We start from the raw sequence: 23846 nt of genomic DNA on the forward strand, positions 1-23846 counted from the left end.
GCCTAGAGTGGGGCCGTGAGCCCAGCAAGGACCGCCGGCACTAAGGCTGATTCCGCACTCGCTGTTGAGGCCGGCGAGGAACAAACCAAGCCCACCCTGATGCTGCTGGACGGCAACTCGCTGGCGTTCCGGGCGTTTTACGCGCTGCCCGCGGAGAACTTCAAGACCCGCGGCGGCCTGACCACCAACGCGGTGTACGGCTTCACCGCCATGTTGATCAACCTGCTGCGCGACGAGGCTCCGACGCACATTGCCGCGGCGTTCGACGTGTCGCGGCAGACGTTCCGGCTGGAGCGCTACCCGGAGTACAAGGCCAACCGGTCGGAAACCCCGGACGAGTTCCGCGGGCAGATCGACATCACCAAGGAAGTGCTGGTCGCGTTGGGCATCACGGTGCTCGCGGAGCCGGGATTCGAAGCCGACGACCTGATCGCGACGTTGGCCACGCAGGCCGAAAACGAGGGCTACCGGGTGCTGGTGGTCACCGGCGACCGCGACTCCCTGCAACTGGTCAGTGACGACGTGACGGTGCTCTATCCGGTCAAAGGCGTCAGCGAACTCACCCGTTTCACCCCGGACGCGGTCGTCGAGAAGTACGGACTGACTCCCACGCAATATCCCGACTTCGCCGCGCTGCGTGGCGATCCCAGCGACAACCTGCCCGGGATTCCCGGCGTGGGGGAGAAGACCGCGTCGAAGTGGATCGTCGAGTACGGGTCGCTGCAGGGCCTGGTCGACAACGTCGACTCGGTGCGCGGCAAGGTGGGCGACGCGCTGCGGGCCCACCTGGCCAACGTCATTCGCAATCGGGAGCTCACCGACCTCGTCAAAGACGTGCCGCTGGCCCAAACGCCGGACACGTTGCGGCTGTTGCCGTGGGATCGCGACCAGATTCACCGGCTCTTCGACGACCTCGAATTCCGGGTCCTGCGGGACCGGCTGTTCGACACGCTGGCGGCCGTCGAGCCGGAAGTGGACGAGGGATTCGACGTGCGTGGCGGCGCGCTCGAGGCCGGTCAGCTGGCCGTGTGGCTGGCCGAGCACAGCTCCGGCAAGCGGTTCGGCCTGGCCGTCGTCGGCACCCATCTTGCTTACGACGCCGATGCCACCGCGCTGGCCATCGTGTCCTCCGACGGCGAGGGTCGCTACATCGACACCTCGGTGCTCGATCCCGACGACGAGGCGGCGCTGGCGTCCTGGCTGGCCGACTCCGGTCCGCCCAAGGCGCTGCACGAAGCCAAGCTGGCGATGCACGACCTCGCCGGGCGGGGCTGGGCGCTGGCCGGCGTCACCTCCGATACCGCGCTGGCGGCGTACCTGGTGCGGCCGGGGCAGCGCAGCTTCTCCCTCGACGACCTTTCGCTGCGCTACCTGCGCCGCGAGTTGCGCGCTGAAACAGCTGAGCAGCAACAGCTTTCGCTTCTCGACGATTCCGAAGGCGTTGACGACCAGGCGGTGCAGACGCTGATCCTGCGGGCCGTGGCGGTGCTGGATCTGGCCGACGCGCTCGACGAGGAGCTGGCCCGGATCAACTCCACCTCGCTGTTGGGCGGCATGGAGCTGCCCGTGCAGCGGGTACTGGCCGGACTGGAGCACGTCGGCATCGCGGTGGATCTGCCGCAACTGTCCGAGCTGCAAAGCGATTTCGCCCACCAGATCCGTGACGCGGCCGAGGCGGCCTACGAGGTGATCGGCAAGCAGATCAACCTGGGCTCGCCAAAACAGTTGCAGGCGGTGCTGTTCGACGAGCTGGGCATGCCGAAAACCAAACGCACCAAGACCGGCTACACGACCGATGCGGATGCCCTGCAGTCGCTGTTCGACAAGACCGGCCATCCGTTCCTGCAGCATCTGCTCGCCCACCGCGACGCCACCCGGCTCAAGGTGACCGTCGACGGGCTGCTGAATTCGGTGGCCTCCGACGGGCGCATCCACACCACGTTCAACCAGACCATCGCGGCGACGGGCCGATTGTCGTCGACGGAGCCGAATCTGCAGAACATTCCGATTCGCACCGAAGCCGGCCGGCGCATCCGCGACGCCTTCGTCGTCGGTGACGGCTACGCCGAGCTGATGACCGCCGACTACAGCCAGATCGAGATGCGGATCATGGCGCACCTGTCCAAGGATGAGGGCCTGATCGAGGCGTTCAACACCGGCGAAGACCTGCATTCGTTCGTCGCCTCCCGGGCGTTCGGCGTGCCGATCGAAGAGGTCACCGCCGAGCTGCGGCGCCGGGTCAAGGCGATGTCGTACGGCCTGGCCTACGGATTGAGCGCCTACGGGTTGGCCGCCCAGCTCAAGATCTCCACCGAGGAGGCGAAGGTCCAGATGGACCAATACTTCGCCCGGTTCGGCGGGGTCCGCGACTATCTGATGGACGTCGTCGAGCAGGCTCGCAAGGACGGCTACACCTCCACGGTTTTCGGTCGTCGGCGTTACCTTCCGGAGCTGGACAGCAGCAATCGCCAGGTTCGGGAGGCCGCCGAGCGGGCGGCGCTCAACGCTCCCATCCAGGGCAGCGCGGCCGACATCATCAAGGTGGCGATGATCGACGTCGATAAGGCGATCAGCGAGGCCGGGCTCACGTCGCGGATGTTGTTGCAGGTCCACGACGAATTGCTGTTCGAAATCGCGCCGGGCGAGCGTGCGCAGGTCGAAGCGCTGGCGCGCGACAAGATGGGCGCCGCCTACCCGCTTGACGTCCCGCTCGAGGTTTCCGTCGGCTACGGCCGCAGCTGGGACGCCGCGGCGCACTAGCGGTGAATCGTGCCGGAATTTGCCGAGGCGTAACTTTCGCGTCAGATAGGCAACGGCGATAAGAGGCCGAGTTTGGCCAGCGTGTGCCCAGTCGAGTAACCTTTGACAGGTAAATCCCTGATTTGTCCCTACGACCAAACCTGTCCGGAGCAACCCAACAACATGCCGAGTCCCGCCGTCACCTCGCCGCAAGTAGCCGTCAACGACATTGGCTCCGCCGAGGATTTTCTCGCAGCAATAGACAAAACGATCAAGTACTTCAACGATGGCGACATCGTCGAAGGCACCATCGTCAAAGTTGACCGGGACGAGGTGCTCCTCGACATCGGCTACAAGACCGAAGGGGTCATCCCCGCCCGCGAACTCTCCATCAAGCACGATGTCGACCCCAACGAGGTCGTTACCGTCGGTGATGAGGTCGAGGCCCTTGTTCTCACCAAGGAGGACAAAGAAGGCCGTCTGATCCTGTCCAAGAAGCGCGCACAGTACGAGCGCGCCTGGGGCACCATCGAGGCGCTCAAGGAGAAGGACGAGGCCGTCAAGGGCACCGTCATCGAGGTCGTCAAGGGCGGCCTGATCCTCGACATCGGGTTGCGCGGCTTCCTGCCCGCCTCGCTGGTCGAGATGCGTCGTGTCCGCGATCTGCAGCCGTACATCGGCAAGGAGATCGAGGCCAAGATCATCGAGCTGGACAAGAACCGCAACAACGTGGTGCTCTCCCGCCGCGCCTGGCTGGAGCAGACCCAGTCCGAGGTGCGCAGCGAGTTCCTCAACCAGCTGCAGAAGGGCACCATCCGCAAGGGTGTGGTCTCGTCGATCGTCAACTTCGGCGCGTTCGTCGATCTCGGCGGTGTCGACGGTCTGGTGCACGTTTCCGAGTTGTCTTGGAAGCACATCGATCACCCGTCCGAGGTCGTCCAGGTTGGCGACGAAGTCACCGTCGAGGTGCTCGACGTCGACATGGACCGCGAGCGGGTTTCGTTGTCGCTCAAGGCGACTCAGGAAGACCCGTGGCGCCACTTCGCCCGCACCCACGCGATCGGTCAGATCGTTCCCGGCAAGGTCACCAAGCTCGTTCCGTTCGGCGCGTTCGTTCGTGTCGAGGAGGGCATCGAGGGCCTGGTGCACATCTCCGAGCTGGCTGAACGCCACGTCGAGGTGCCCGACCAGGTGGTGGCCGTCGGCGACGACGCGATGGTCAAGGTCATCGACATCGACCTGGAGCGCCGCCGAATCTCGTTGTCGCTCAAGCAGGCCAACGAGGACTACACCGACGAGTTCGACCCGGCGAAGTACGGCATGGCCGACAGCTATGACGAGCAGGGCAACTACATCTTCCCCGAGGGCTTCGACGCCGAGACCAACGAATGGCTCGAAGGATTCGACACCCAGCGCAACGAGTGGGAGGCCCGCTACGCGGAGGCCGAGCGCCGGCACAAGATGCACACCGCGCAGATGGAGAAGTTCGCCGCTGCCGAAGCTGCCGGGCACGCCGACAGCGATCACGCGCCGGCCAACGGTGCGTCCTCGCCGAAGGAGGCGGGTGGCTCGCTGGCCAGCGACGCACAACTGGCCGCGCTGCGCGAAAAGCTCGCCGGTAACGCCTAACCTTCGCCACGGATGCTGCGCATCGGTTTGACCGGTGGCATCGGCGCCGGGAAATCGGCGCTGTCTGCCACATTCGCGGAATGCGGTGGGATCGTCGTCGACGGCGACGTCATTGCTCGAGAGGTCGTCCAGCCGGGCACCGAAGGGTTGGCGTCGCTCGTCGAGGAGTTCGGTGAAGACATCCTGGCCGAGGATGGGTCGCTGGATCGTCCGGCTTTGGCGGCCAAGGCTTTTGCTGACGACGAGTCGCGTCAGAAGCTGAACGCAATCGTTCACCCGTTGGTGGGGCAGCGGCGCGCGGAGATCATCGCGTCGGTGCCGCAGGACGCGGTTGTCGTCGAAGATATTCCGCTGCTGGTGGAATCCGGTATGGCGCCGCTGTTCCCGTTGGTCGTCGTGGTGCACGCCGACGTCGAGCTGCGGGTGCGGCGGCTGGTCGAGCTGCGGGGCATGTCCGAGGACGACGCCCGCGCCAGGATCGCGCTGCAGGCCAACGACGAGCAGCGTCGTGCCGTCGCCGACATCTGGCTGGACAACTCGGGCCGCCAAGAGGATTTGGTCAAGCGGGCCCGTGAGGTCTGGAACGACCGGATCGTGCCGTTCGCGCACAACCTGACCGAGCGACGGTTCGTCCGCGCACCGGCGCAAGTGGTGTCGGCCGATCCGACCTGGCCGGACCAGGCGCGGCGCATCGTCAACCGGCTGGCGACGTCGTGCGGCCATAAGGCGTTGCGCATCGACCACATTGGATCGACAGCGGTTCCGGAGTTCGACGCCAAGGACGTCATCGACATCCAGATCACCGTCGAATCACTGGCCGTGGCCGACGAACTCGGCGAGGCGTTGTTATCGGCCGGCTACCCGCGCATCGAGCACATCGAGCAGGACGACGCCAAGGCCGATGCCCGCAGCACGGTCAGCGACTACGACCACGAGGATGATCCGACGTTGTGGCGCAAGCGAATTCACGCCTCGGCCGACCCTGGTCGTCCGACGAACGTGCATATCAGGGTGGCCGGCTGGCCCAATCAGCAGTTTGCCTTGCTGTTCGTTGACTGGCTGGCCGCCAACCCCGCGGAGCGGGTGAACTACCTGGCCGTCAAACACGAGGCCGAAACGCCCGCGGACCGCGACACGGCGATCTATGTCGAGGCAAAGGAACCGTGGTTCGCCGACGCTTACCGCCGGGCCTGGGAGTGGGCCGATTTCATCGGCTGGCGGCCCTAACCGGGTCTGCTAGTTGGGCAGCGGCGCTCCGCATTGCAGCGCACCGTTATTGGGGTCGGAACTGCCGGGCACCGGCCGGACCATCTGATCGGCCTGGGTGAAAACGTTGTCGTCGACATCGATCTCGCAGTGCACGTTCGCCGCGTACGGGAAATGCAGCACAATCCGCAGGCCGGCTTGAGCAGGATCGGGCAACACGGTGTTGGCCTCGAACGCGTTGCCCGGCATCGACGGAAGGTTCGTGGTGTTCGTCTGGCCACCGTTGGTGATGAAGGTGGCCTGGCTGCCGGTCGTCAGGGCGTCAATCCTGGCTCGGTAGGCGATGTTGTGCAGGTCCGCATGCGCGGTTGCGGGAACCAACTGCGAGCCGATCACGGTCACCACGACCGCCGGCATCCACCTGCGCTTATCGGGGCTCATAGCTGCTGAGATTACGCCCAGCGCGATCCGAGAACCACACGAGTTCCCCGTCAGGACGATTCGGCCAGATCGTCCGGTGTCGGGTCGGGCAGGGCCGATTCGGGTTGGCTCTTAACGGGTTTGCGTCGCGCGTCGACTTCCTCGTCTTTGCGCTTGATCAGCAGCCAGGTTTCGTCTGTGCCCGCACGAATCCTGGTGAGAGTAAAGCCGCCACACAGCTTCTCGCCGTGCAAGCGGAACGAAAGGTAGCCGCGGTCCAGGCATTCCGCCATCTCACGCTCGGTCGCGTTGGCATAGCTGCCGCGGTCCCAGACGGTCATCGGGCCGGCTCCGTACTCGCCTTCGAAGTCGGCGGCGTCCAGCGGATGATCCTCGGTACGGCGCGCCATCCGCCTGTCCTTCGGGTTGGTCGACGGCCCGTCGGCTAACGCCCACGACACGAGCACCCCCTGGATCTCCAGGCGAAAGTCGTAATGGTCGCTGCGGGCCGCGTGATGCTGGATCACGAAGCGGGGCCCGTTCTTGCGGGCGCGGCGTTTACGTCCCAGTCGTCCGTGTGGCTCGGGGCTGTTTCCGGATTGAAGGCCGGACCGTCGTTTGCGCCGGTATTCGCTCAAGGGCATACCGGAGAGTTACCCCGGCGCAGGATCCGAAAACGATCGGGTTGGCCGGCGCCAGGTGAGCTCGATGCCGTTGCCGGCCAGCCAGCGGTGCAGGTCATAGTCGTTTCGGGCCAGACCTTCGACGGCGTGCACGGCGCGACGCACCGCCTGCTCGGCAACTTCGGGAGTCAGCAGGCCCTGGCGCACCGCATCCAGCAGCTCGTCGACATCGGCCAGTCCCGCGCCGGAGCCGGTCCGAACCTCGATGTCGAGGTAGTGGTCCTCGGCGTTCCACACGTCCGGCCCGGGCGTGTATTCGCCCACATCGAGGTAGTAGTCGTGGTCACGTTCATGGCCCGGATTGAAGTGAAACACCGTGGCGCGCAGTCCAAGCGACGGCAGCAGCCAGGATTCCAGGTAGTGGAACTGGGCTCGGCCCGGAGTGGGCCGGGCGACGTAGAGCCCCCACGGGTGCACCGCGTACTCGTCGACCGCCCGGACGATGCCTTTGGGGTCGGTGTTGGTGCGGGCGGCCAGGTCGAACGTTTCGTGCTTCGGCAGATGGATGGTGTCACCTTTCGGAGGATCGCGACGGTCAGCGGCGCAGCCGGATCTTCCACCGGACGAAGCCGAGATAAACCAACGACAGAGCGGCCAGCATGCCCATGTCGAGCAGCCAGGTCTTCAACGTGTGCTGCCAGAACCGGTCCTGGGAGAGCAGCGAATCGGGAACCAGGTGCCGCAGGTCGACCGTCGAGGCGGCCGCGGCGTAACCCCAGCGCGCCGGCATTACGAACGACAGCTGGTCGAGCCCGAGCCGCCCGGTCACCGGGACCATGCCGCCGCACAACACCAACTGCGCCATGACCGCCACCACGAACAGCGGCATGATCTGCTCGGTGGAGCGGACCACCGACGAAATGGCCAGGCCCAGAATGGCCGACGCGACACAGGTCGCCGCGACGGTCGCGAACAGCTCGACGGTTGCCGCCACCGTGCCGTGGCCCATCAGCACGCCGCCGCGCGACGGGGCGCTCTTGCCGATCACCACGATCGCGGTGATGATCGCCGACTGCACGATCGCGAACCCGCAATAGACCGCCGTCTTGGCGAGCAGATACGCCGTCGTGGACAGCCCGACCGCTTGCTCGCGCTGGAAGATGGCGCGTTCACCGACCAGGTCGCGGATCGTCAGCGCGGTACCCATGAACGCCGCGGCGGGCATCAGCAGCGCCAGTATCTGGGCGGCTTCGTCGGGCGTGCCCGCGTTCGGGCCGGGCAGGTGGAACCCGTTCGAGCCCGGCACCGTCAGCGACAGCGACCCCAGGATGAACGGCAACAGTGCCAGGAAGATGAAGTACGCGCGGTCCGCGACGACCAGACGAATCTGTCGGCGGGCGATCGTCGAGATCTGGCGCCGCACGCTGGTGTGGACCGGTTCACCCAGTTCGTCGGGCTCATCGTCCATGGCCGCCAACGGTTTCTGCGGCCGCCGCTGCGCCTCGCTTCGTTCCAGAAAGCGCCGGTTGGCTTCCTCGGGGTCGGCGCCCACCTTGGTGAAGATCTTGGCCCAGTTGCTGGTGCCCATTGCCGTACCGATCTGGTCCGGCGGGCCGCAGTAGGCCGTCTTGCCGCCCGGCGCCACCAACAGCAACTGGTCGCACAGTTCGAGGTAGGACAGCATGTGCGTCACCACGATCACCACGCGGCCGGCATCGGCCAACTGACGCAGCATCATCATGACCTGGTGGTCGAGGGCGGGATCCAGGCCCGACGTCGGCTCGTCCAGGATCAGCAGCGACGGGCCGGTCAGCAGTTCCAGCGCCACCGAGGCGCGTTTGCGCTGGCCGCCGGAGAGCTTGTCGACGCGGGTTTCCGCGTGCTTGGTCAGGTCGAGTTCCTCGAGCACCTGGGTGACGACCTTGGCACGGTCGGCTTTGCTGGTGTCGGGTGGCAGCCGAAGTTCGGCGGCATAGCCCAGCGCTTGGTTGACAGTCAGCTGGCGGTGCACGACGTCGTCTTGCGGGACCATGCCTATCCTGCTGCGCAGCGAGGCGTACTCGGAGTGAATGTTGTGACCCTCGAAGGTGACTGAGCCGGAGCTGGGAGTGGTGTATCCGGCGACCAGCCGGGCCAGGGTGCTCTTCCCGGCGCCTGATCCGCCGATGACGGCGGTCAATGTCCCGGGGCGCGCGGTCAGCGAGATGTTGTCCAGCAGTTGTTTGCCATTGTCGACCACGTACTTGACGTCGCGCACCTCCAGGCCGCCGGCTCGGGTGGCGGCTTCGCTGAGTTTGATCAGCGTGCCGTCGCGGACGACCAGGTCGACGTTGCCGATGGTGACCACGTCGTCGTCGCTCAAGATCGCCGATCCGACCCGGGTGCCGTTGACGAACGTTCCGTTGATGCTGTTGTCCCGGACCTCCAAGCCCAGCGGCGTGGGAATCAACGTCGCGTGCTGGCGCGAGGCCAGGACGTCGGCGACGACGATGTCGTTCTCGGGGGCCCGGCCGATCGTCATGGCGCCAACGGTGCCCGCGGCCGACGAGGCGCGCGGTGAGAGCAACTTCACAAAACGTGTGGCGAGGTTCGACACGTCGGCCGTCTTGGCGTCGATCACGGTCGATTCGGCGCGCGGCGGGGAGTCCGCCTCGCCCAGCGACCCGGCGTTGACGACGGTCAACTCCTCGGGCGGTGTCGCGCGCGGCGGCATCCGTGGTGGCGCCTTGCGCGGCTGCGTGCCGGGATGCCTTGGCGGGCCAGGCATTTGAGGCTGCCGCGGTGGCATGCGGGGCGCCGGGTGGGGGCCGCTGCGCTGCTGGCTCCCGGCCTGCCGCGGCAGCGGTGGGAGCGGCTGCGCGGGCGTCGTGGGCTGGTCCGGAATCGCGGACCAGGCGATGGTCGGTGGCCCGGAATCCGGCGTCGACCTCGGTTGGGACGGCCCGCTGATCTGACCCTGTTGCGGTCCGATGACGAAGGTCAGCCGCGGGCCCTGGGGATTTCCGACGTTAATGCTCTGACCGTCGTGGATGTCGATGACCGGCATCCGGTAGCCGTTGACGTAAGTCCCGTTCAGCGAGCCGTTGTCGATGGCCAGCCAGCGGCCTTGGTCGAAGCGCAGGATCAGGTGTGCACGTGATATCCGCGGGTCGGCGATGCGCAGGTCTGCGTGCTGATCTCGGCCGACGGTCACCTCGTTACCTGCGGCGAAGGTTCTTTGAGACCCGTCGTGCCGAATTGTCAGGACAGGAGGGGCGGGTCGACTCACTACTCAAGTATCGGTCCGCCGAGTCAGTGCCTTCCATTGGACTCGCCTGTGACTTGCCTTTGTTTCTATTCGGCGGCTTCATAGCTGGTTCATAGCGTCCAGCAGCCTTCCGCCTATGCACATCCGGCATGATTCGAACCGGAGGGGTCAGAGGGGGATCTGTCCGAACTTCAAACCGCCAACGCGACAAGATTTGGCGTGCCGGGACAACGCAATGAGGCGCCCCGTAGTGCGAGCTACCGCGCGGTACCGCGCCGTGCTGACACGCGCACGAATGCCGACACACGAGGGGGCAATCACACATGGATGAGCTGAAGCGCCCAACCAGGCGCCTCGGCAGCGGCCGGCGGCTGCTGACTAATCCGCGACTGGCCCGAGAAGCGCTGCGCGCGGGGTTTCAATCGCTTCCTTCAGCGACCGTCGCACATCTGTTTCGCCGTGTCCCACCGGTCAATTCGGCTCCGAGCGTCGAAACCCCGCAAGGCCTGGCCGACGAGCAGCGCAGCGAGGCCAGCGGATCGCGCCTGGCGATGGCCAACGGCGCGTCCTTCGCGGGCTACACCATCCTGCGGCCGCTGGGCGCGGGCGGGATGGCCGAGGTTTATCTGGCTTTGCATCCCCGGCTGCCGCGTCGCGACGTGATCAAAGTCCTCGCCGAGGCCGTCACCGCGGATAGCGAGTTCCGCGAAAGGTTCAACCGGGAGGCCGATCTCGCCGCCACGCTGTGGCACCCGCACATCGTCGGCGTCCACGACCGCGGAGAATTCGACGGCCAGCTGTGGATCTCGATGGACTACGTCGAGGGCACCGACGCGTCCCGGCTGGTGAAAGAGCGCTACCAAGACGGGATGCCGATCGGTCAGGTGTGTGCCATTCTCGAAGCCGTTGCGGGCGCACTCGATTACGCGCACGATCGCGGCCTCCTGCATCGCGATGTCAAACCCGCCAACATCCTGCTCACTCATCCCGGTGACGATGATCAGCGAATCCTGTTGGCGGACTTCGGTGTAGCGCGACACCTGGGCAACATCAGCGGGATCACCGAGACCAATGTCGCCGTCGGGACGGTCGCGTACGCGGCGCCCGAGCAGCTGACCGGATCCAACATCGACCGCCGCGCGGATCAATATGCATTGGCCGCCACGGCATTTCACCTACTCACCGGCGCTCCACCGTTCCAGCATTCCAACCCGATCGCGGTGATCAGCCAGCATCTGCACGAGGATCCGCCCCGGCTCAGCGACTACCGCCCCGACTTGGCGCACCTCGACGACGTGTTCTTCAAAGCCCTTGGCAAGCAACCCGCGGAGCGGTTCGAGCGGTGTCGTGCGCTGGCCGCCGCCGTCGCTGAGCGGGTCGCGGCTGTGGCGGAGACGCAGACCGGTGGCGCCGCGATCGCGCCACACCGGCGCCGCGGAGCTCGCGGTCTGGTGGCGGCGGCCAAAGACCGGTTCTCGTCCAGGGTCCGGTGGTCGGCCGCACTGGTGTGTGCGGTGCTCGTCGCCGTCGCGGCGACCTGGTCGACGCTGTATTCGTTCCAGCCGGCAAGTCCGCAACCCAACCCCACGCTGGCTTCGAGGCCGTCCGCGCCGGCCGCAAGTGCCGCGCCCAGGCCCGGCGGACCGGTCCTCAACGGCAGCTATCAGTTGACCTACGACCGGACCAAGCGGACCACCAACGGCGTCGCGATCCGGCACGACGGCTCCGACACCAACTGGTGGGCGTTCCGTTCGGCATGCACCACCGACGGATGCGCGGCCACCGGTACCAAGCTGGACGACACCAATCACCAAGTGGCCAGCACCGCCGACGGCGGCGAAACCGACACTCTGCGTTACGTCGGCGGGTATTGGCAGGGTGCGCCGCAACAGAAGCGGGTCGGCTGCCGCCAACCCAATGGGCAGGTCAGGGCGACTCAGCAGGAGACCGTCGCGTGGTCGTTGGCGCCCCAGCCGGACGGCACACTGCGGGGCACCGAAACCGAAACCGTGCTGAGCAACGAGTGCGCGGCGCAAGGTGCCGTGGTGCGGCTGCCCGTCGTGGCCACCCGGGTCGGCGACGCGCCGGCGGGGGTGACCTTGGGCGATCCCAACCAGGTGATAAGCACCTCGACCACACCGGCGCACCCGGCACCGGCCGTCGTCGGCGGGTTGTGCACCGACGTCGACAAACTCGCCTACGACCCGACCAGCAACCAGCAGGTCGTGTGTGAAGGCAACACGTGGGACAAAGCGCCGATCGCGACGGGCGTGCATGCCGCGGGCAGCTCGTGCGACCTGCCCGACGTCCCGGCGTTCGCCACGTCCACCTCGAACGACGGCTACCTGCTGCAATGCGATCCGGTGACCCGGATGTGGACCCGGCACTGACCGGGGTCGTGACGAACGCGCATCGATGGGCGACTTTGGAACTCGATATCGCCGGCGATATCGAGTCTGCGGACCGAGTGCTGCGTTCCCGCGGGGTACCCGTGTGGCGGATGTGGTTGCGACCAGCGCCTGCCCGGCCGGCATCGGGGCGCTTGTCGGTGCGCGCCTCTACCCTGGTGGCATGGCTTTCGCCACCGAACATCCAGTCGTCGCGCATTCGGAGTACCGCGCGGTTGAGCAGGTCATGCGCGCCGGCGGCCAGTTCGAGGTGGTCAGCCCGCATGATCCTGCCGGTGACCAGCCGGGCGCCATCAACGACCTCGAGCGGCGGATCTTGGCGGGGGAGCGCGATGTCGTGCTGCTCGGGGCGACCGGCACCGGAAAGTCGGCCACCACCGCCTGGCTGATCGAGCGGCTGCAGCGGCCCACATTGGTGATGGCCCCGAATAAGACCTTGGCCGCCCAGCTTGCCAACGAACTGCGAGAGATGTTGCCGCACAACGCAGTCGAGTACTTCGTCTCGTACTACGACTACTACCAGCCGGAGGCGTACATCGCGCAGACCGACACCTACATCGAAAAGGACAGCTCGATCAACGACGATGTGGAGCGGCTGCGGCACTCCGCGACCTCGTCCCTGTTGTCCCGTCGCGATGTGGTGGTGGTGGCCTCGGTGTCCTGCATCTACGGCCTGGGCACGCCGCAGTCCTACCTGGACCGCTCGGTCGAGTTGCGGGTCGGCACGGAAGTGCCGCGCGACGGGTTGCTGCGGTTGCTGGTCGACGTGCAGTACACCCGCAACGACCTGTCCTTCACCCGCGGCTCGTTCCGGGTGCGCGGCGACACCGTGGAGATCATTCCGTCGTACGAAGAGCTCGCGGTGCGTATCGAGTTCTTCGGCGACGAGATCGAGGCGTTGTACTACCTGCACCCACTGACCGGTGAGGTGGTCCGGCAGGTCGACTCGCTGCGGATCTTCCCGGCCACCCACTATGTCGCCGGACCCGAGCGGATGGCGCAGGCAATCTCGACCATCGAGGAAGAGCTCGCCGAGCGGCTCGCCGAATTCGAGAGCCAGGGCAAGCTGCTGGAAGCCCAGCGGCTGCGGATGCGCACCAACTACGACATCGAGATGATGCGCCAGGTCGGCTTCTGCTCGGGCATCGAGAATTATTCGCGGCACATCGACGGCCGGGGACCCGGTTCGCCGCCGGCGACGCTGCTGGACTACTTCCCCGAGGACTTCCTGCTGGTCATCGACGAGTCGCACGTGACCGTGCCGCAGATCGGCGGTATGTACGAGGGCGACATGTCGCGTAAGCGCAACCTCGTCGATTTCGGGTTCCGGCTGCCGTCGGCGTGCGACAACCGCCCGCTGACCTGGGAAGAGTTCGCCGACCGGATCGGGCAGACGGTGTACCTGTCGGCCACCCCCGGCCCCTACGAGCTCAGCCAGGCCGCCGGGGAGTTCGTCGAGCAGGTGATCCGCCCCACCGGGCTGGTCGACCCGAAGGTCGTGGTCAAGCCGACCAAGGGGCAAATCGACGACCTGATCGCGGAGATCCGCAAACGGGCCGAGGCCGACGAGCGGGTGCTGGTGACGACCCTGACCAAGAAGATGGCCGAGGACCTCACCGACTACCTGTTGGAGATGGGAATCCGGGTGCGCTACCTGCACTCCGAGGTCGACACGCTGCGCCGGGTGGAACTGCTGCGCCAGCTGCGTCTCGGCGACTACGACGTGCTCGTCGGCATCAACCTGCTCCGCGAGGGCCTCGACCTGCCCGAGGTATCGCTGGTGTCGATCCTCGATGCCGATAAGGAAGGCTTCCTGCGGTCGTCGCGCAGCCTCATCCAGACCATCGGCCGCGCCGCACGCAACGTCTCCGGCGAAGTGCACATGTACGCCGACAAGATGACCGATTCGATGAAAGAGGCCATCGACGAGACCGAACGGCGACGCGAAAAGCAGGTCGCCTACAACGAGGCCAACGGCATCGACCCGCAGCCGCTGCGCAAGAAGATCGCCGACATCCTCGATCAGGTCTATCGCGAGGCGGACGACTCCGAAAACGTTCAGATCGGGGGATCGGGGCGCAACGCCTCGCGCGGCCGGCGCGCACAGGGCGAGCCCGGTCGCGCCGTCAGCGCCGGCATCATCGAGGGGCGCGACACCGCCAGCATGCCGCGCGCCGAACTGGCCGACCTGATCAAAGATCTCACCGCGCAGATGATGGCTGCCGCCCGCGACTTGCAATTCGAACTGGCCGCGCGGTTCCGCGACGAAATCGCCGACCTCAAAAAGGAATTGCGCGGAATGGACGCTGCCGGTCTGAAGTGACGCGCGGCACCTCATACGGTGTAGGGGTGACGAAGACGGGAAGCGACACCGGCAGTTGGCGCGAACTGCTGGGCAGCTACCTGGGAACGTCCACCATCCTGGCCGGTGGTGTTCTGCTCTACGCCACCAACGAATTTCTGACCACCAGCCTGCTCCCGAGCACGGTCGCCGAAATCGGCGGCGCCCGCCTGTATGCGTGGGTGATCACTCTGTATCTGGTGGGGTCGGTGGTTGCGGCGGCCACGGTGAACACCTTGCGACTGCGCATAGGTGCGCGCTCCTCATTCCTCTGGGGCCTGGCCGTCTTCGGCATCGCGAGCATCGTGTGCGCGCTCGCGCCGAACATGGAGGTGTTGATAGCCGGACGTGCCCTGCAAGGGGTGGCCGGCGGGCTGCTGGCCGGCCTGGGCTACGCGCTCATCAATACTGCCCTCCCGCGTTCGCTGTGGACCCGTGGCTCCGCGCTGGTGTCGGCGATGTGGGGGGTCGCGACCTTGGTCGGGCCCGCGATAGGCGGCCTTTTCGCGCAGTTTGGGTTGTGGCGGTGGGCATTTGGTGCGATGGCCATTCTCACCGCACTGATGGCCCTGTTGGTGCCGATGGCACTCACCAACCGCGACGTCGCCCCCGGCGAGGGGACGGCGACTCCGATTAACAAGGTGCCGGTGCGGTCGCTCGTGTTGATGGGCGCCGCCGCCCTGGCGGTCAGCGTTGCGGAGTTGCCGCGCAACGTCTTCGCAACCGTGGGGCTCCTAATCGCCGGTGCGTTGCTGATCGGCGCATTCGTGTTCGTCGACTGGCGGATGCACGCAGCGGTGTTGCCGCCCAGCGTATTTGGCCGCGGACCGTTGAAATGGATCTACCTGGCGATGGCGGTGCAGATGGGCGCCGTGATGGTCGACACTTACGTGCCGTTGTTCGGTCAGCGGTTGGCGCACCTGACACCGGTCGCGGCGGGATTTCTGGGTGCGGCGTTGGCACTGGGTTGGACGATCGCCGAGATCTCCAGCGCATCGCTGAGCGACCCACGCGTTGTCGGCCGGGTGATCGCGGCAGCGCCGTTGGTGATGGCGTCGGGCCTGGTCTTGGCCGCAGCAACACAGCGCGCTGACGCGTCAATCGGGGTCGTTCTGCTATGGGCGGCCGGACTCCTGGTCGCCGGAATCGGTATCGGGATGACCTGGCCACATCTTTCGATGCGCGCCATGGACTCGGTCGACGACCCGTCCGAGGGTGGCGCGGCGGCCGCGGCGATCAATACCGTCCAATTGATCTCCGCGGCCTTCGGTGCCGGGCTGGCGGGCGTGGTGGTCAACAACGCGCAGGGTGGGGACGTGGCGGCGGCTCGCTGGTTGTATCTGGTTTTCGCGGTGCTGGCCGTGAGCGGCGTCTTGGCGTCGTATCGCGCGGTTCGCGCTAAGGGCTGACCTACTCCACGTCATCCTCGCTATTTTCACTCTCGTCAGCGCGTCGATTTGACGACCTGCGAGTAGTGGAATTGCCAACGCTCGACTATGTGGAAGCCGAGATAGCCCGGGAATCGATACGCGGGGGCGCGGCCGAATGCGCCCGGCGGCAATGATTGCCCGACTTGATGATCGGGGAACGATTTGTCGTAGCTGGTGATGGTCCACAGCGTGGTGCACTTGTTGATCTTGGCCGTCGTCAGCCACACCGCGACGTGACCGTCCCACAGCGAACCGACTTTCGGGCCGTACACGCCGCGTTCGACGTCGATCAGCGGGCGAAACGCCGCCGGTCGAGTGGCGAGCACGGCACGAATGGGGCCGGGCCGCCAGGGCACCGTGTTATCCGCCAGCAAGCAGTCGCCTGGTGCGGCGTGCGAGCTGATCACGTCGGCCACCTGGCTGTAGTCCCAGCCTTCCTTGGCATACGGCCAGCGCTGCACGAACAGGTAGTTGGGGACCGCGGCCGCCGCGAAAAGCACCACCAGACCAGTGATCAGCCACGGCCGGCGCGCGACGGTGACGATGCAGATCGCCAACAGGACGGCCATCGCTGGGGTGGTCAGAATCAGGTACCGCGGAAAGTACATCGGCTCGCCGATCGCCGAATACAGCACGACGGCGGCGGTGGGCAGCACGACCCACCCGACGCAGATGATCAGGAGGCGGCGCATATCGCCCAACGGGGCCGGCGCGCCGATCAGCCGGGCGACGATCGCGGCCACCATGGTGACCGCGCTGAGCACCGCGAACGGAACGCTGTGGTCGAAATACTGTCGCTGGGTGATGTCGAAGGCGTAGTGCCAGCTGACCGGGAAAAGCCAGTTGACCTGGAATGCCTGACCATGCGCGAACACGATGAACGGCGTCATGGCGCCCAGCGCGACGGCCGTGCTGGCCGCCCACCAGATAACCGGGGACTTCCGGGATCCCTTGGGCGTCAGCAGTGCCAGCGTCGCCGCGTAGACCAGGACCAGCAGGACCAGGTTGAGGCTCAGCAGAATCGACACCATCAGCGCCACGGCGTAGCCCACCCACAGCCAGGGTCGATTGCGCCGCACCGCGACGAGGAACAAGACGGTCAGCCAGATGGCCGCGGCCACCGAAAGGGCATACGAGCGGGCTTCGATACCCGCCCAAGTGGTGCGCGGCAGGATCGCGAAGACGACGCCCGCGCACACCGCGGTGCCGCGTCCCGGTGCGAATTGCCTGGTGAACACGACGACACCGGCGGCGGCAGCTCCGATCGCCAGCGCACTGGGAGCCCGCGACCAGAACTCGGTCGGCGGAAAGATCGCGAACCAGCCGTGCATCAGCAGGTAGTACAGGCCGTGCACGGCGTCGATATGGCCCAGCAGCCGCCACAGTTCGGGCAGAGTTCGGCTCGCCGCTGCCGAAATCGTCGCACCTTCGTCGAACCACAGCGAAGGCCGGCAGGCCCAGGCGCCGCTGATCAGGGCTGCCAGGACGGCGATCACCCACGGGTCGACTAACCTCCCACGCGCGCGTGCGGACCCGGATGCGGCGATGACATCCGGGGAGCCCTGCTCGAGCGTGGGCGCAGCCATGATGCTTGTCACTGTAAGGCGCACCTGATCGACCTGGTCACCAGCAGTCCGGCGGTGGGATGGAAACGGGCCATACTCGGCCCGACGCGCTCGTTCGCGGCGTGCGTAGTTCGTGGAAAGCGCCGCAATGCAAGGCCTTCGGGCCTGGGTAGGGGCGCTCCATGGCCTCATTATCTTCGAATGGCGTCCGTTACCGCAGCGTGGCGACGTAATGGAGGGTTGCGCCACACCCTAGCTGTGTGGTTAATCTGACCCATCTAGATCGGACAACGCGCTACTGTCTTGGGGTTGGCCTGGCAAACGACACTGGGAGGGTAAATGTCCGCTTATCGGACCGTGGTGGTCGGCACTGACGGCTCGGACTCATCATTGCGTGCCGTCGAACGGGCGGCCGCCATCACTGGGGCCGACGCCAAGCTGATCATCGCGTCGGCGTACCTGCCTCAGCATCAGGATGGCCGGGCCGCCGACGTCCTGAAGGACGAAAGCTACAAGGTGTCGGGCACGGCCCCGATTTACGCGATCTTGCAGGACGCAAAAGAGCGGGCGCACAAGGCCGGTGCGAAAGACGTCGAGGAGCGCCCAATCGAGGGTGCGCCCGTTGACGCCCTGGTCAGCCTCGCCGAAGAAGTGAAAGCCGACCTGCTGGTCGTCGGTAACGTCGGTCTGAGCACGATCGCGGGCCGCTTGTTGGGCTCGGTGCCGGCCAACGTCTCACGTCGGGCCAAGGTCGACGTGTTGATCGTGCACACCACGACCTAACGGACACCTTTTCGCTTTTGCGCGGTTCCTCTGGCCCACAGGAGCCGAAGCCGGCGGCTACCAGCCCCGCTCGCGCCATTCGTTCAGATGCGGGCGTTCAGTACCCAGCACGGTGTCGTCGCCGTGGCCGGGATAAATGACGGTGGAATCCGCGTAGACCTCGAACACCCGGCTGGTGACGTCGTTGAGCAGCTGGGTGAAGTCACCCGGCTGCCACGTCTTGCCCACCCCGCCGGGGAAGAGGCAGTCGCCGGTGAACAACTGCGTGACGCCGCCCGTCGCCGGCCCGTCCAGGGCAAGCGCGATCGATCCGGGGGTGTGCCCGCGCAGGTGGATGACGTCGAAGGTCAGCTCGCCGATCTGCACGGTGTCGCCGTTGGCCAGCAAGCGGTCTGGTTTGACCGGCAGCGGTTCGGCGTCGACCTCGTGGGACGCGGTCGGCGCCCCCGTGGCGGCGGCCACGGCTTCCAGCGCCTGCCAGTGGTCGAAGTGCTGATGGCTGGTCACGATCAGCGTCACGTTTGGCGCGTACCGTTGGACCAGGTCGATCAGAATGTCGGCGTCGTTGGCCGCATCGATCAGAAGTGTTTCCCCGGTCTCCGAACATGTCACCAGGTAGGCGTTGTTGTCCATTGGACCCACGGACGCCTTGACGATCGTCGCCCCGGGCAGGGTGCGGCGGGCGGCGTTACCAGGGTCGACGTGTCCGGTGTAGTTGTCGCTGAGCTTGTCCGGGGCTGTCATAGCGGCCACGTTACTGGTCGACGGGCAGGGATGGGTGCCTTGTCGGTGGGGGCACCTAGCATGGAATGCGCCGTGCGCAGTAACCGCCGTTAGGCGAGCAAAAGTTGCCAGATAGTTTCGGAGAGGGGCAGCGTGGCTGACCGCCTGATCGTCAAGGGTGCCCGTGAGCACAACCTGCGCGGTGTCGATCTCGACCTGCCGCGCGACTCGTTGATCGTCTTCACCGGGCTATCCGGATCGGGCAAGTCGTCGCTGGCCTTCGACACGATCTTCGCCGAGGGTCAGCGCCGCTACGTGGAGTCCCTCTCGGCGTACGCGCGCCAGTTCCTGGGCCAGATGGACAAGCCGGACGTCGACTTCATCGAAGGTCTTTCGCCGGCGGTGTCCATCGACCAGAAATCGACGAACCGCAACCCGCGATCGACGGTCGGCACCATCACCGAGGTGTACGACTACCTGCGGTTGCTGTATGCCCGCGCGGGCACGCCGCACTGCCCGGTCTGTGGCGAGCGGATCGCCCGTCAGACACCGCAGCAAATCGTCGACCAGGTGCTGGCCATGGCCGAGGGCACCCGGTTCCTGGTGCTCGCTCCCGTGGTGCGCACCCGAAAGGGCGAGTTCGCCGACTTGTTCGACAAGCTCAACGCGCAGGGCTACAGCCGGGTGCGGGTCGACGGTGTGGTGCATCCGCTGGCCGACCCGCCGAAGCTGAAAAAGCAGGAGAAGCACGACATTGAGGTGGTGGTGGATCGCCTCACCGTCAAGGTGGCCGCCAAGCAGCGCCTCACCGACTCCGTGGAAACCGCGCTGAACCTGGCCGACGGCATCGTGGTGCTGGAATTCCCCGACGACCGCTTGCCTAGTGGAGAAGAGCACGACCACCCGCGCGAGCAGCGGTTCTCCGAGAAACTGGCCTGCCCCAACGGGCACCCGCTGGCGGTCGACGACCTGGAACCGCGCTCGTTCTCGTTCAACTCGCCCTACGGCGCCTGCCCCGAATGCGTCGGCTTGGGAATCCGCAAAGAGGTCGACCCCGATCTGGTGGTGCCCGATCCGGAGCGCACCCTGGCCGAAGGCGCGGTGGCGCCGTGGTCGACGGGGCATACCGCCGAGTACTTCACCCGGATGATGGCCGGACTCGGCGAGGAGCTGGGATTCGACGTCGACACGCCATGGCGCAAGCTTCCGGCCAAGGCCCGCAAGGCGATTCTCGAGGGCTCCGATCATCAGGTGCACGTGCGGTACCGCAACCGGTACGGCCGAACCCGTTCGTACTACGCCGATTTCGAAGGCGTGCTGGCGTTTCTGCAGCGCAAGATGGAGCAGACCGAGTCCGAGCAGATGAAGGAGCGCTACGAGGGCTTCATGCGTGACGTGCCCTGCCCGGTGTGTGAGGGGACGCGGCTCAAGCCCGAGATTCTGGCGGTGTCGCTGGCCGCGGGAAACCGGGGCGCGAAGTCCATCGCCGAAGTGTGCGAGCTGTCCATCTCGGACTGTGCCGATTTCCTCAACGCGCTCACCTTGGGCGTGCGCGAGCAGGCGATCGCGGGGCAGGTGCTCAAGGAAATCCAGTCGCGGCTCGGGTTTTTGCTCGACGTGGGGCTGGAGTACCTGTCGCTGTCCCGGGCGGCCGCCACGCTGTCCGGCGGTGAGGCGCAACGCATTCGGCTGGCCACCCAGATCGGCTCCGGCCTGGTGGGCGTGCTCTACGTGCTCGATGAACCTTCGATCGGTCTACACCAGCGCGACAACCGTCGCCTGATCGAAACCCTCACGCGGTTAAGGGCTTTGGGTAACACACTGATCGTCGTCGAGCATGACGAGGACACGATCGCGCACGCCGACTGGATCGTCGACATCGGCCCGGGCGCCGGTGAGCACGGCGGCCAAATCGTGCACAGCGGTACCTATCAGGAGCTGCTGAGCAACCAGGACTCGATCACCGGCGCCTACCTGTCGGGCCGGGAAAGCATTGCCACGCCTACGCATCGGCGTCGCGTCGACCGCAAGCGTCAGCTCACCGTCGTCGGTGCCCGCGAGCACAACCTGCGCGACATCGACGTGTCGTTCCCGCTCGGTGTGTTGACCTCGGTGACCGGTGTCTCCGGTTCCGGCAAATCGACTCTGGTCAACGACATCCTGGCGGCCGTACTGGCCAACCGGCTCAACGGCGCTCGGCAGGTTCCGGGCCGGCACACCCGGGTCACCGGGCTGGACCATCTGGACAAGCTGGTTCGGGTGGACCAGTCGCCGATCGGCCGCACGCCGCGATCCAATCCGGCAACCTACACCGGAGTGTTCGACAAGATCCGCACCCTGTTCGCCGCGACCACCGAGGCGAAAGTCCGTGGCTACCAACCCGGTCGATTCTCGTTCAACGTCAAAGGCGGTCGCTGCGAAGCGTGCACCGGCGACGGCACGATCAAGATCGAGATGAACTTCTTGCCCGACGTGTATGTGCCGTGCGAGGTGTGTCAGGGCGCCCGGTACAACCGGGAAACCCTGGAGGTGCACTACAAAGGCAAGACCATCTCCGAAGTGCTGGACATGTCGATCGAGGAAGCGGCGGAGTTCTTCGAACCGATCAGCGGTATCCACCGCTACCTGCGTACGCTGGTCGATGTCGGCCTCGGCTATGTCCGGCTGGGTCAGCCCGCGCCGACCCTGTCCGGGGGCGAGGCACAGCGGGTCAAGCTGGCGTCCGAACTGCAGAAGCGTTCGACCGGGCGCACCGTCTACATCCTCGACGAGCCGACCACCGGGTTGCACTTCGACGACATCCGCAAGCTGCTCAGTGTGATCAACGGTCTTGTCGACAAAGGCAATACGGTCATCGTGATCGAGCACAACCTGGATGTGATCAAAACGGCGGACTGGATCGTCGACATGGGCCCGGAGGGTGGCGCCGAAGGCGGAACCGTTGTCGCCGAAGGCACTCCGGAGGATGTCGCCGCGGTGCCGGAAAGCTACACCGGGAAATTTCTCGCCGAGGTCGTCGGGCGCAGCACCCCCTCCGCCAGTACGTCGTCGCGACCGCGCCGGCGGCGCAAGGTCAGCGCCTAAGCCCCCGGCGCACCGTCCGCGGCGGCTAGCAACTCGTGAAAAGCCTCCTGCATGCATTCGGCATACCTGGCCGGGTCCGGCAACGCGTCGCGATCCGCAGTGGCGCTTATCGACAACGTCCCGTTGTAGCTGGCAACGACGTGGATCAGGTTCAAGCCGCCCATCAGGGGTCCAAGACCGGCGGCGCGGACGAGTCGGGCACCGCTGAAGAAGAGCGGTTCGGTGGGGCCCGGAACATTGGTTACCGTCGTGTTGGCGATCGTCGGGCCAGAGAACGGAAGCGCGCCGGCGGCCTTTGCCGTCATCCCGAGCAGTGAAGTCGGCACGGTGCCAATCAATTCGAGGACCTGGGTGGTGGTCGCCGATTCGGACCCGGTACGGCTTCCCCCGGTAGCTTCGGCGATCGCGGTGAGCCGCTTGAGCGGATCGGCGATATCGGTACCGAGCGTTTGCAGCCGGCCGGACAACGCATTTCCCTTGCTGGTCGTGTCGCCTGCCTTACGGAGCGACATCGGGCATGCCGCGACGAGTGATTCGTCGGGAAGCTCGCCGTGGCCGTCCAGATACGCGCGAAGTGCGCCGCCGACGTAGGCCAGTGCCACATCATTGATCGTCGAGCCGGGCACGCTGGCCTTGATCCGTTTGAAGTCGGCGAGATCGTGAAACCGGGCCTCAAATACCCGGTGTGGCGACACGGTCTGGTTGAAACGGGTCTTCGGTGGGAAAGAAGGCACACCGCCGCGCGCGGCAGTGCGCACGACGCCTCCGATCAGCTTGCCCGGCAGGCCGGCCAGGCCGCGTACTGCCTTCGGGGTGCTGGAGGCGAGAATGCTGCTGGCCCGCAACGGGTGCAGCGCCGCGTTGATCGCCGTGCGCGAGAGTAGTTCTGCGGTCGAGGGAAGCGGGCCCGGCTGCCAGGGGCCGTCTGGTCCCGCGGGGCGGGGACTGTCAGCGGCAAGGTCATGCAATGCGGCGATCATCTGAACGCTCGCCATCCCGTCGACCGCGCAGTGGTGCAATTTCAACGCCATTGCGAACGAGCCCTTCGGTACCCCCGGGACGGAATTCAGCCCCTCGATGACGGTGATTTCCCAGGGCGGGCGGCGCAGGTCGATCTGCCGGGCATGGAGCCGCGCGATCTGGATGCAGAGTTGTCGCCAGTCGCCGGGCTGCGGCAGCCCGATATGGCGGACGTGATATTCCAGATCGAAGTTCGGGTCGTCCACCCAGTAGGGCCTGTGCAAACCACCGGGCAGCTCGATCAACCGCCGTCGGAAGACGTCCGCGAGATGCAGCCGGGCGTCGAGTTCCTCCAGGATCCCCTTGAAGGTCACCTTGCCGCCCGGGGCGGTCGACGGGTCATAGATCAGCAGCAACTGAATCTGTAGCGGCGTCGCCGGCGTCTCCGCCCGCAACATCATGTCGTCGGTCCAACTCAGTTGCCGCATTCGCGCCCCCTCGCGCTAGCTCCTGCGGCCAGCGTAGGCCGGTCATCTTGCTTCCGAGGAATTCATGTCCGGGCGGCGGCAGCATGCGCATAACCGCATGTCTTGCGGCTCATGTAGCGTCTGAGGTCAACCAACGCCCAGGGGGGTGCCGCAGGTGCTCGACCAGATGCTTCAGCCGTCTGTCGGACCAGCACGTTCGG

Annotated in this window: 15 protein-coding genes; 8 read left to right on the plus strand and 7 right to left on the minus strand. The window is 66.1% G+C overall.

The genetic code is table 11. The annotated features are described in order from the left end of the window. Positions 1 to 99 precede the first annotated feature (99 nt). From polA to coaE, 3 genes are all read left to right on the plus strand, one after another. Complete coding sequence (polA, locus tag ACZY0B_RS07830; RefSeq protein ID WP_463763557.1) at positions 100 to 2760, plus strand: DNA polymerase I; 2661 nt, start codon at positions 100 to 102, stop codon at positions 2758 to 2760. A gap of 162 nt (positions 2761 to 2922) precedes the next feature. After that, positions 2923 to 4368, plus strand: coding sequence for a 30S ribosomal protein S1 (gene rpsA, locus ACZY0B_RS07835; protein ID WP_463763491.1), 1446 nt, complete (start codon positions 2923 to 2925; stop codon positions 4366 to 4368). A 12-nt stretch (positions 4369 to 4380) separates the two neighbouring features. Further along, positions 4381 to 5595, plus strand: a complete 1215-nt coding sequence (gene coaE, locus ACZY0B_RS07840; RefSeq protein WP_463763492.1) for a dephospho-CoA kinase — start codon at positions 4381 to 4383, stop codon at positions 5593 to 5595. 9 nt (positions 5596 to 5604) lie between these two features. Here the strand turns inward: coaE and ACZY0B_RS07845 are convergent, their stop codons facing one another. The 4 genes from ACZY0B_RS07845 to ACZY0B_RS07860 are packed head-to-tail and all read right to left on the minus strand — an operon-like array spanning position 5605 to position 9885. Next, positions 5605 to 6015 (minus strand): hypothetical protein, encoded by a 411-nt coding sequence (locus ACZY0B_RS07845; protein WP_463763493.1) that lies wholly within the window; start codon positions 6013 to 6015, stop codon positions 5605 to 5607. 50 nt (positions 6016 to 6065) lie between these two features. Then, the gene (locus tag ACZY0B_RS07850; RefSeq protein WP_463763494.1) at positions 6066 to 6638 is read right to left on the minus strand and encodes a DNA polymerase ligase N-terminal domain-containing protein; all 573 of its coding nucleotides are present in this window, start codon (positions 6636 to 6638) and stop codon (positions 6066 to 6068) included. Positions 6639 to 6647: 9 nt separating this feature from the next. Then, on the minus strand, positions 6648 to 7154 hold the full coding sequence (locus ACZY0B_RS07855; RefSeq protein ID WP_463763558.1) for a ribonuclease FAU-1 family protein: 507 nt from the start codon (positions 7152 to 7154) through the stop codon (positions 6648 to 6650). Between the two features lie 58 nt (positions 7155 to 7212). After that, positions 7213 to 9885, minus strand: a complete 2673-nt coding sequence (locus ACZY0B_RS07860; RefSeq protein WP_463763495.1) for an FHA domain-containing protein — start codon at positions 9883 to 9885, stop codon at positions 7213 to 7215. Positions 9886 to 10187: 302 nt separating this feature from the next. Here ACZY0B_RS07860 and ACZY0B_RS07865 point away from each other — a divergent pair, with 302 nt between their 5' ends. The 3 genes from ACZY0B_RS07865 (at position 10188) to ACZY0B_RS07875 (ending at position 16022) form a co-directional block, all read left to right on the plus strand. Further along, positions 10188 to 12254, plus strand: coding sequence for a serine/threonine-protein kinase (locus ACZY0B_RS07865; protein ID WP_463763496.1), 2067 nt, complete (start codon positions 10188 to 10190; stop codon positions 12252 to 12254). Positions 12255 to 12435: 181 nt separating this feature from the next. Beyond that, complete coding sequence (gene uvrB, locus ACZY0B_RS07870; protein WP_463763497.1) at positions 12436 to 14595, plus strand: excinuclease ABC subunit UvrB; 2160 nt, start codon at positions 12436 to 12438, stop codon at positions 14593 to 14595. A 26-nt stretch (positions 14596 to 14621) separates the two neighbouring features. Beyond that, positions 14622 to 16022, plus strand: a complete 1401-nt coding sequence (locus ACZY0B_RS07875; RefSeq protein WP_463763498.1) for an MFS transporter — start codon at positions 14622 to 14624, stop codon at positions 16020 to 16022. Between the two features lie 35 nt (positions 16023 to 16057). Here the strand turns inward: ACZY0B_RS07875 and ACZY0B_RS07880 are convergent, their stop codons facing one another. Further along, entirely contained in the window at positions 16058 to 17629 is a 1572-nt protein-coding gene (locus ACZY0B_RS07880; RefSeq protein ID WP_463763499.1) for a mannosyltransferase, read from the minus strand. A 318-nt stretch (positions 17630 to 17947) separates the two neighbouring features. Here ACZY0B_RS07880 and ACZY0B_RS07885 point away from each other — a divergent pair, with 318 nt between their 5' ends. Next, positions 17948 to 18391, plus strand: coding sequence for a universal stress protein (locus tag ACZY0B_RS07885; RefSeq protein ID WP_463763501.1), 444 nt, complete (start codon positions 17948 to 17950; stop codon positions 18389 to 18391). Between the two features lie 57 nt (positions 18392 to 18448). Here the strand turns inward: ACZY0B_RS07885 and ACZY0B_RS07890 are convergent, their stop codons facing one another. Then, entirely contained in the window at positions 18449 to 19135 is a 687-nt protein-coding gene (locus tag ACZY0B_RS07890; RefSeq protein ID WP_463763502.1) for an MBL fold metallo-hydrolase, read from the minus strand. Between the two features lie 132 nt (positions 19136 to 19267). Here ACZY0B_RS07890 and uvrA point away from each other — a divergent pair, with 132 nt between their 5' ends. Further along, positions 19268 to 22198, plus strand: coding sequence for an excinuclease ABC subunit UvrA (uvrA, locus tag ACZY0B_RS07895; protein ID WP_463763503.1), 2931 nt, complete (start codon positions 19268 to 19270; stop codon positions 22196 to 22198). Here the strand turns inward: uvrA and ACZY0B_RS07900 are convergent. Next, positions 22195 to 23646: a WS/DGAT/MGAT family O-acyltransferase gene (locus tag ACZY0B_RS07900; RefSeq protein WP_463763504.1), complete on the minus strand. Its 1452-nt coding sequence runs from the start codon at positions 23644 to 23646 to the stop codon at positions 22195 to 22197. The genes uvrA and ACZY0B_RS07900 overlap by 4 nt on opposite strands. Positions 23647 to 23846 lie beyond the last annotated feature (200 nt).

The organism is Mycobacterium sp. IDUB_19 (assembly GCF_055419445.1).

Excerpts from the sequence above, each read along its gene's own strand:
- polA (WP_463763557.1), top strand. The coding sequence starts at position 100 with ATGCTGCTGGACGGCAACTCGCTGGCGTTCCGGGCGTTTTACGCGCTG.
- ACZY0B_RS07845 (WP_463763493.1), bottom strand. The coding sequence starts at position 6,015 with ATGAGCCCCGATAAGCGCAGGTGGATGCCGGCGGTCGTGGTGACCGTG.
- ACZY0B_RS07885 (WP_463763501.1), top strand. The coding sequence starts at position 17,948 with ATGTCCGCTTATCGGACCGTGGTGGTCGGCACTGACGGCTCGGACTCA.
- coaE (WP_463763492.1), top strand. The coding sequence starts at position 4,381 with ATGCTGCGCATCGGTTTGACCGGTGGCATCGGCGCCGGGAAATCGGCG.
- uvrB (WP_463763497.1), top strand. The coding sequence starts at position 12,436 with ATGGCTTTCGCCACCGAACATCCAGTCGTCGCGCATTCGGAGTACCGC.
- ACZY0B_RS07865 (WP_463763496.1), top strand. The coding sequence starts at position 10,188 with ATGGATGAGCTGAAGCGCCCAACCAGGCGCCTCGGCAGCGGCCGGCGG.
- rpsA (WP_463763491.1), top strand. The coding sequence starts at position 2,923 with ATGCCGAGTCCCGCCGTCACCTCGCCGCAAGTAGCCGTCAACGACATT.
- ACZY0B_RS07880 (WP_463763499.1), bottom strand. The coding sequence starts at position 17,629 with ATGGCTGCGCCCACGCTCGAGCAGGGCTCCCCGGATGTCATCGCCGCA.
- ACZY0B_RS07890 (WP_463763502.1), bottom strand. The coding sequence starts at position 19,135 with ATGACAGCCCCGGACAAGCTCAGCGACAACTACACCGGACACGTCGAC.
- ACZY0B_RS07900 (WP_463763504.1), bottom strand. The coding sequence starts at position 23,646 with ATGCGGCAACTGAGTTGGACCGACGACATGATGTTGCGGGCGGAGACG.
- ACZY0B_RS07850 (WP_463763494.1), bottom strand. The coding sequence starts at position 6,638 with ATGCCCTTGAGCGAATACCGGCGCAAACGACGGTCCGGCCTTCAATCC.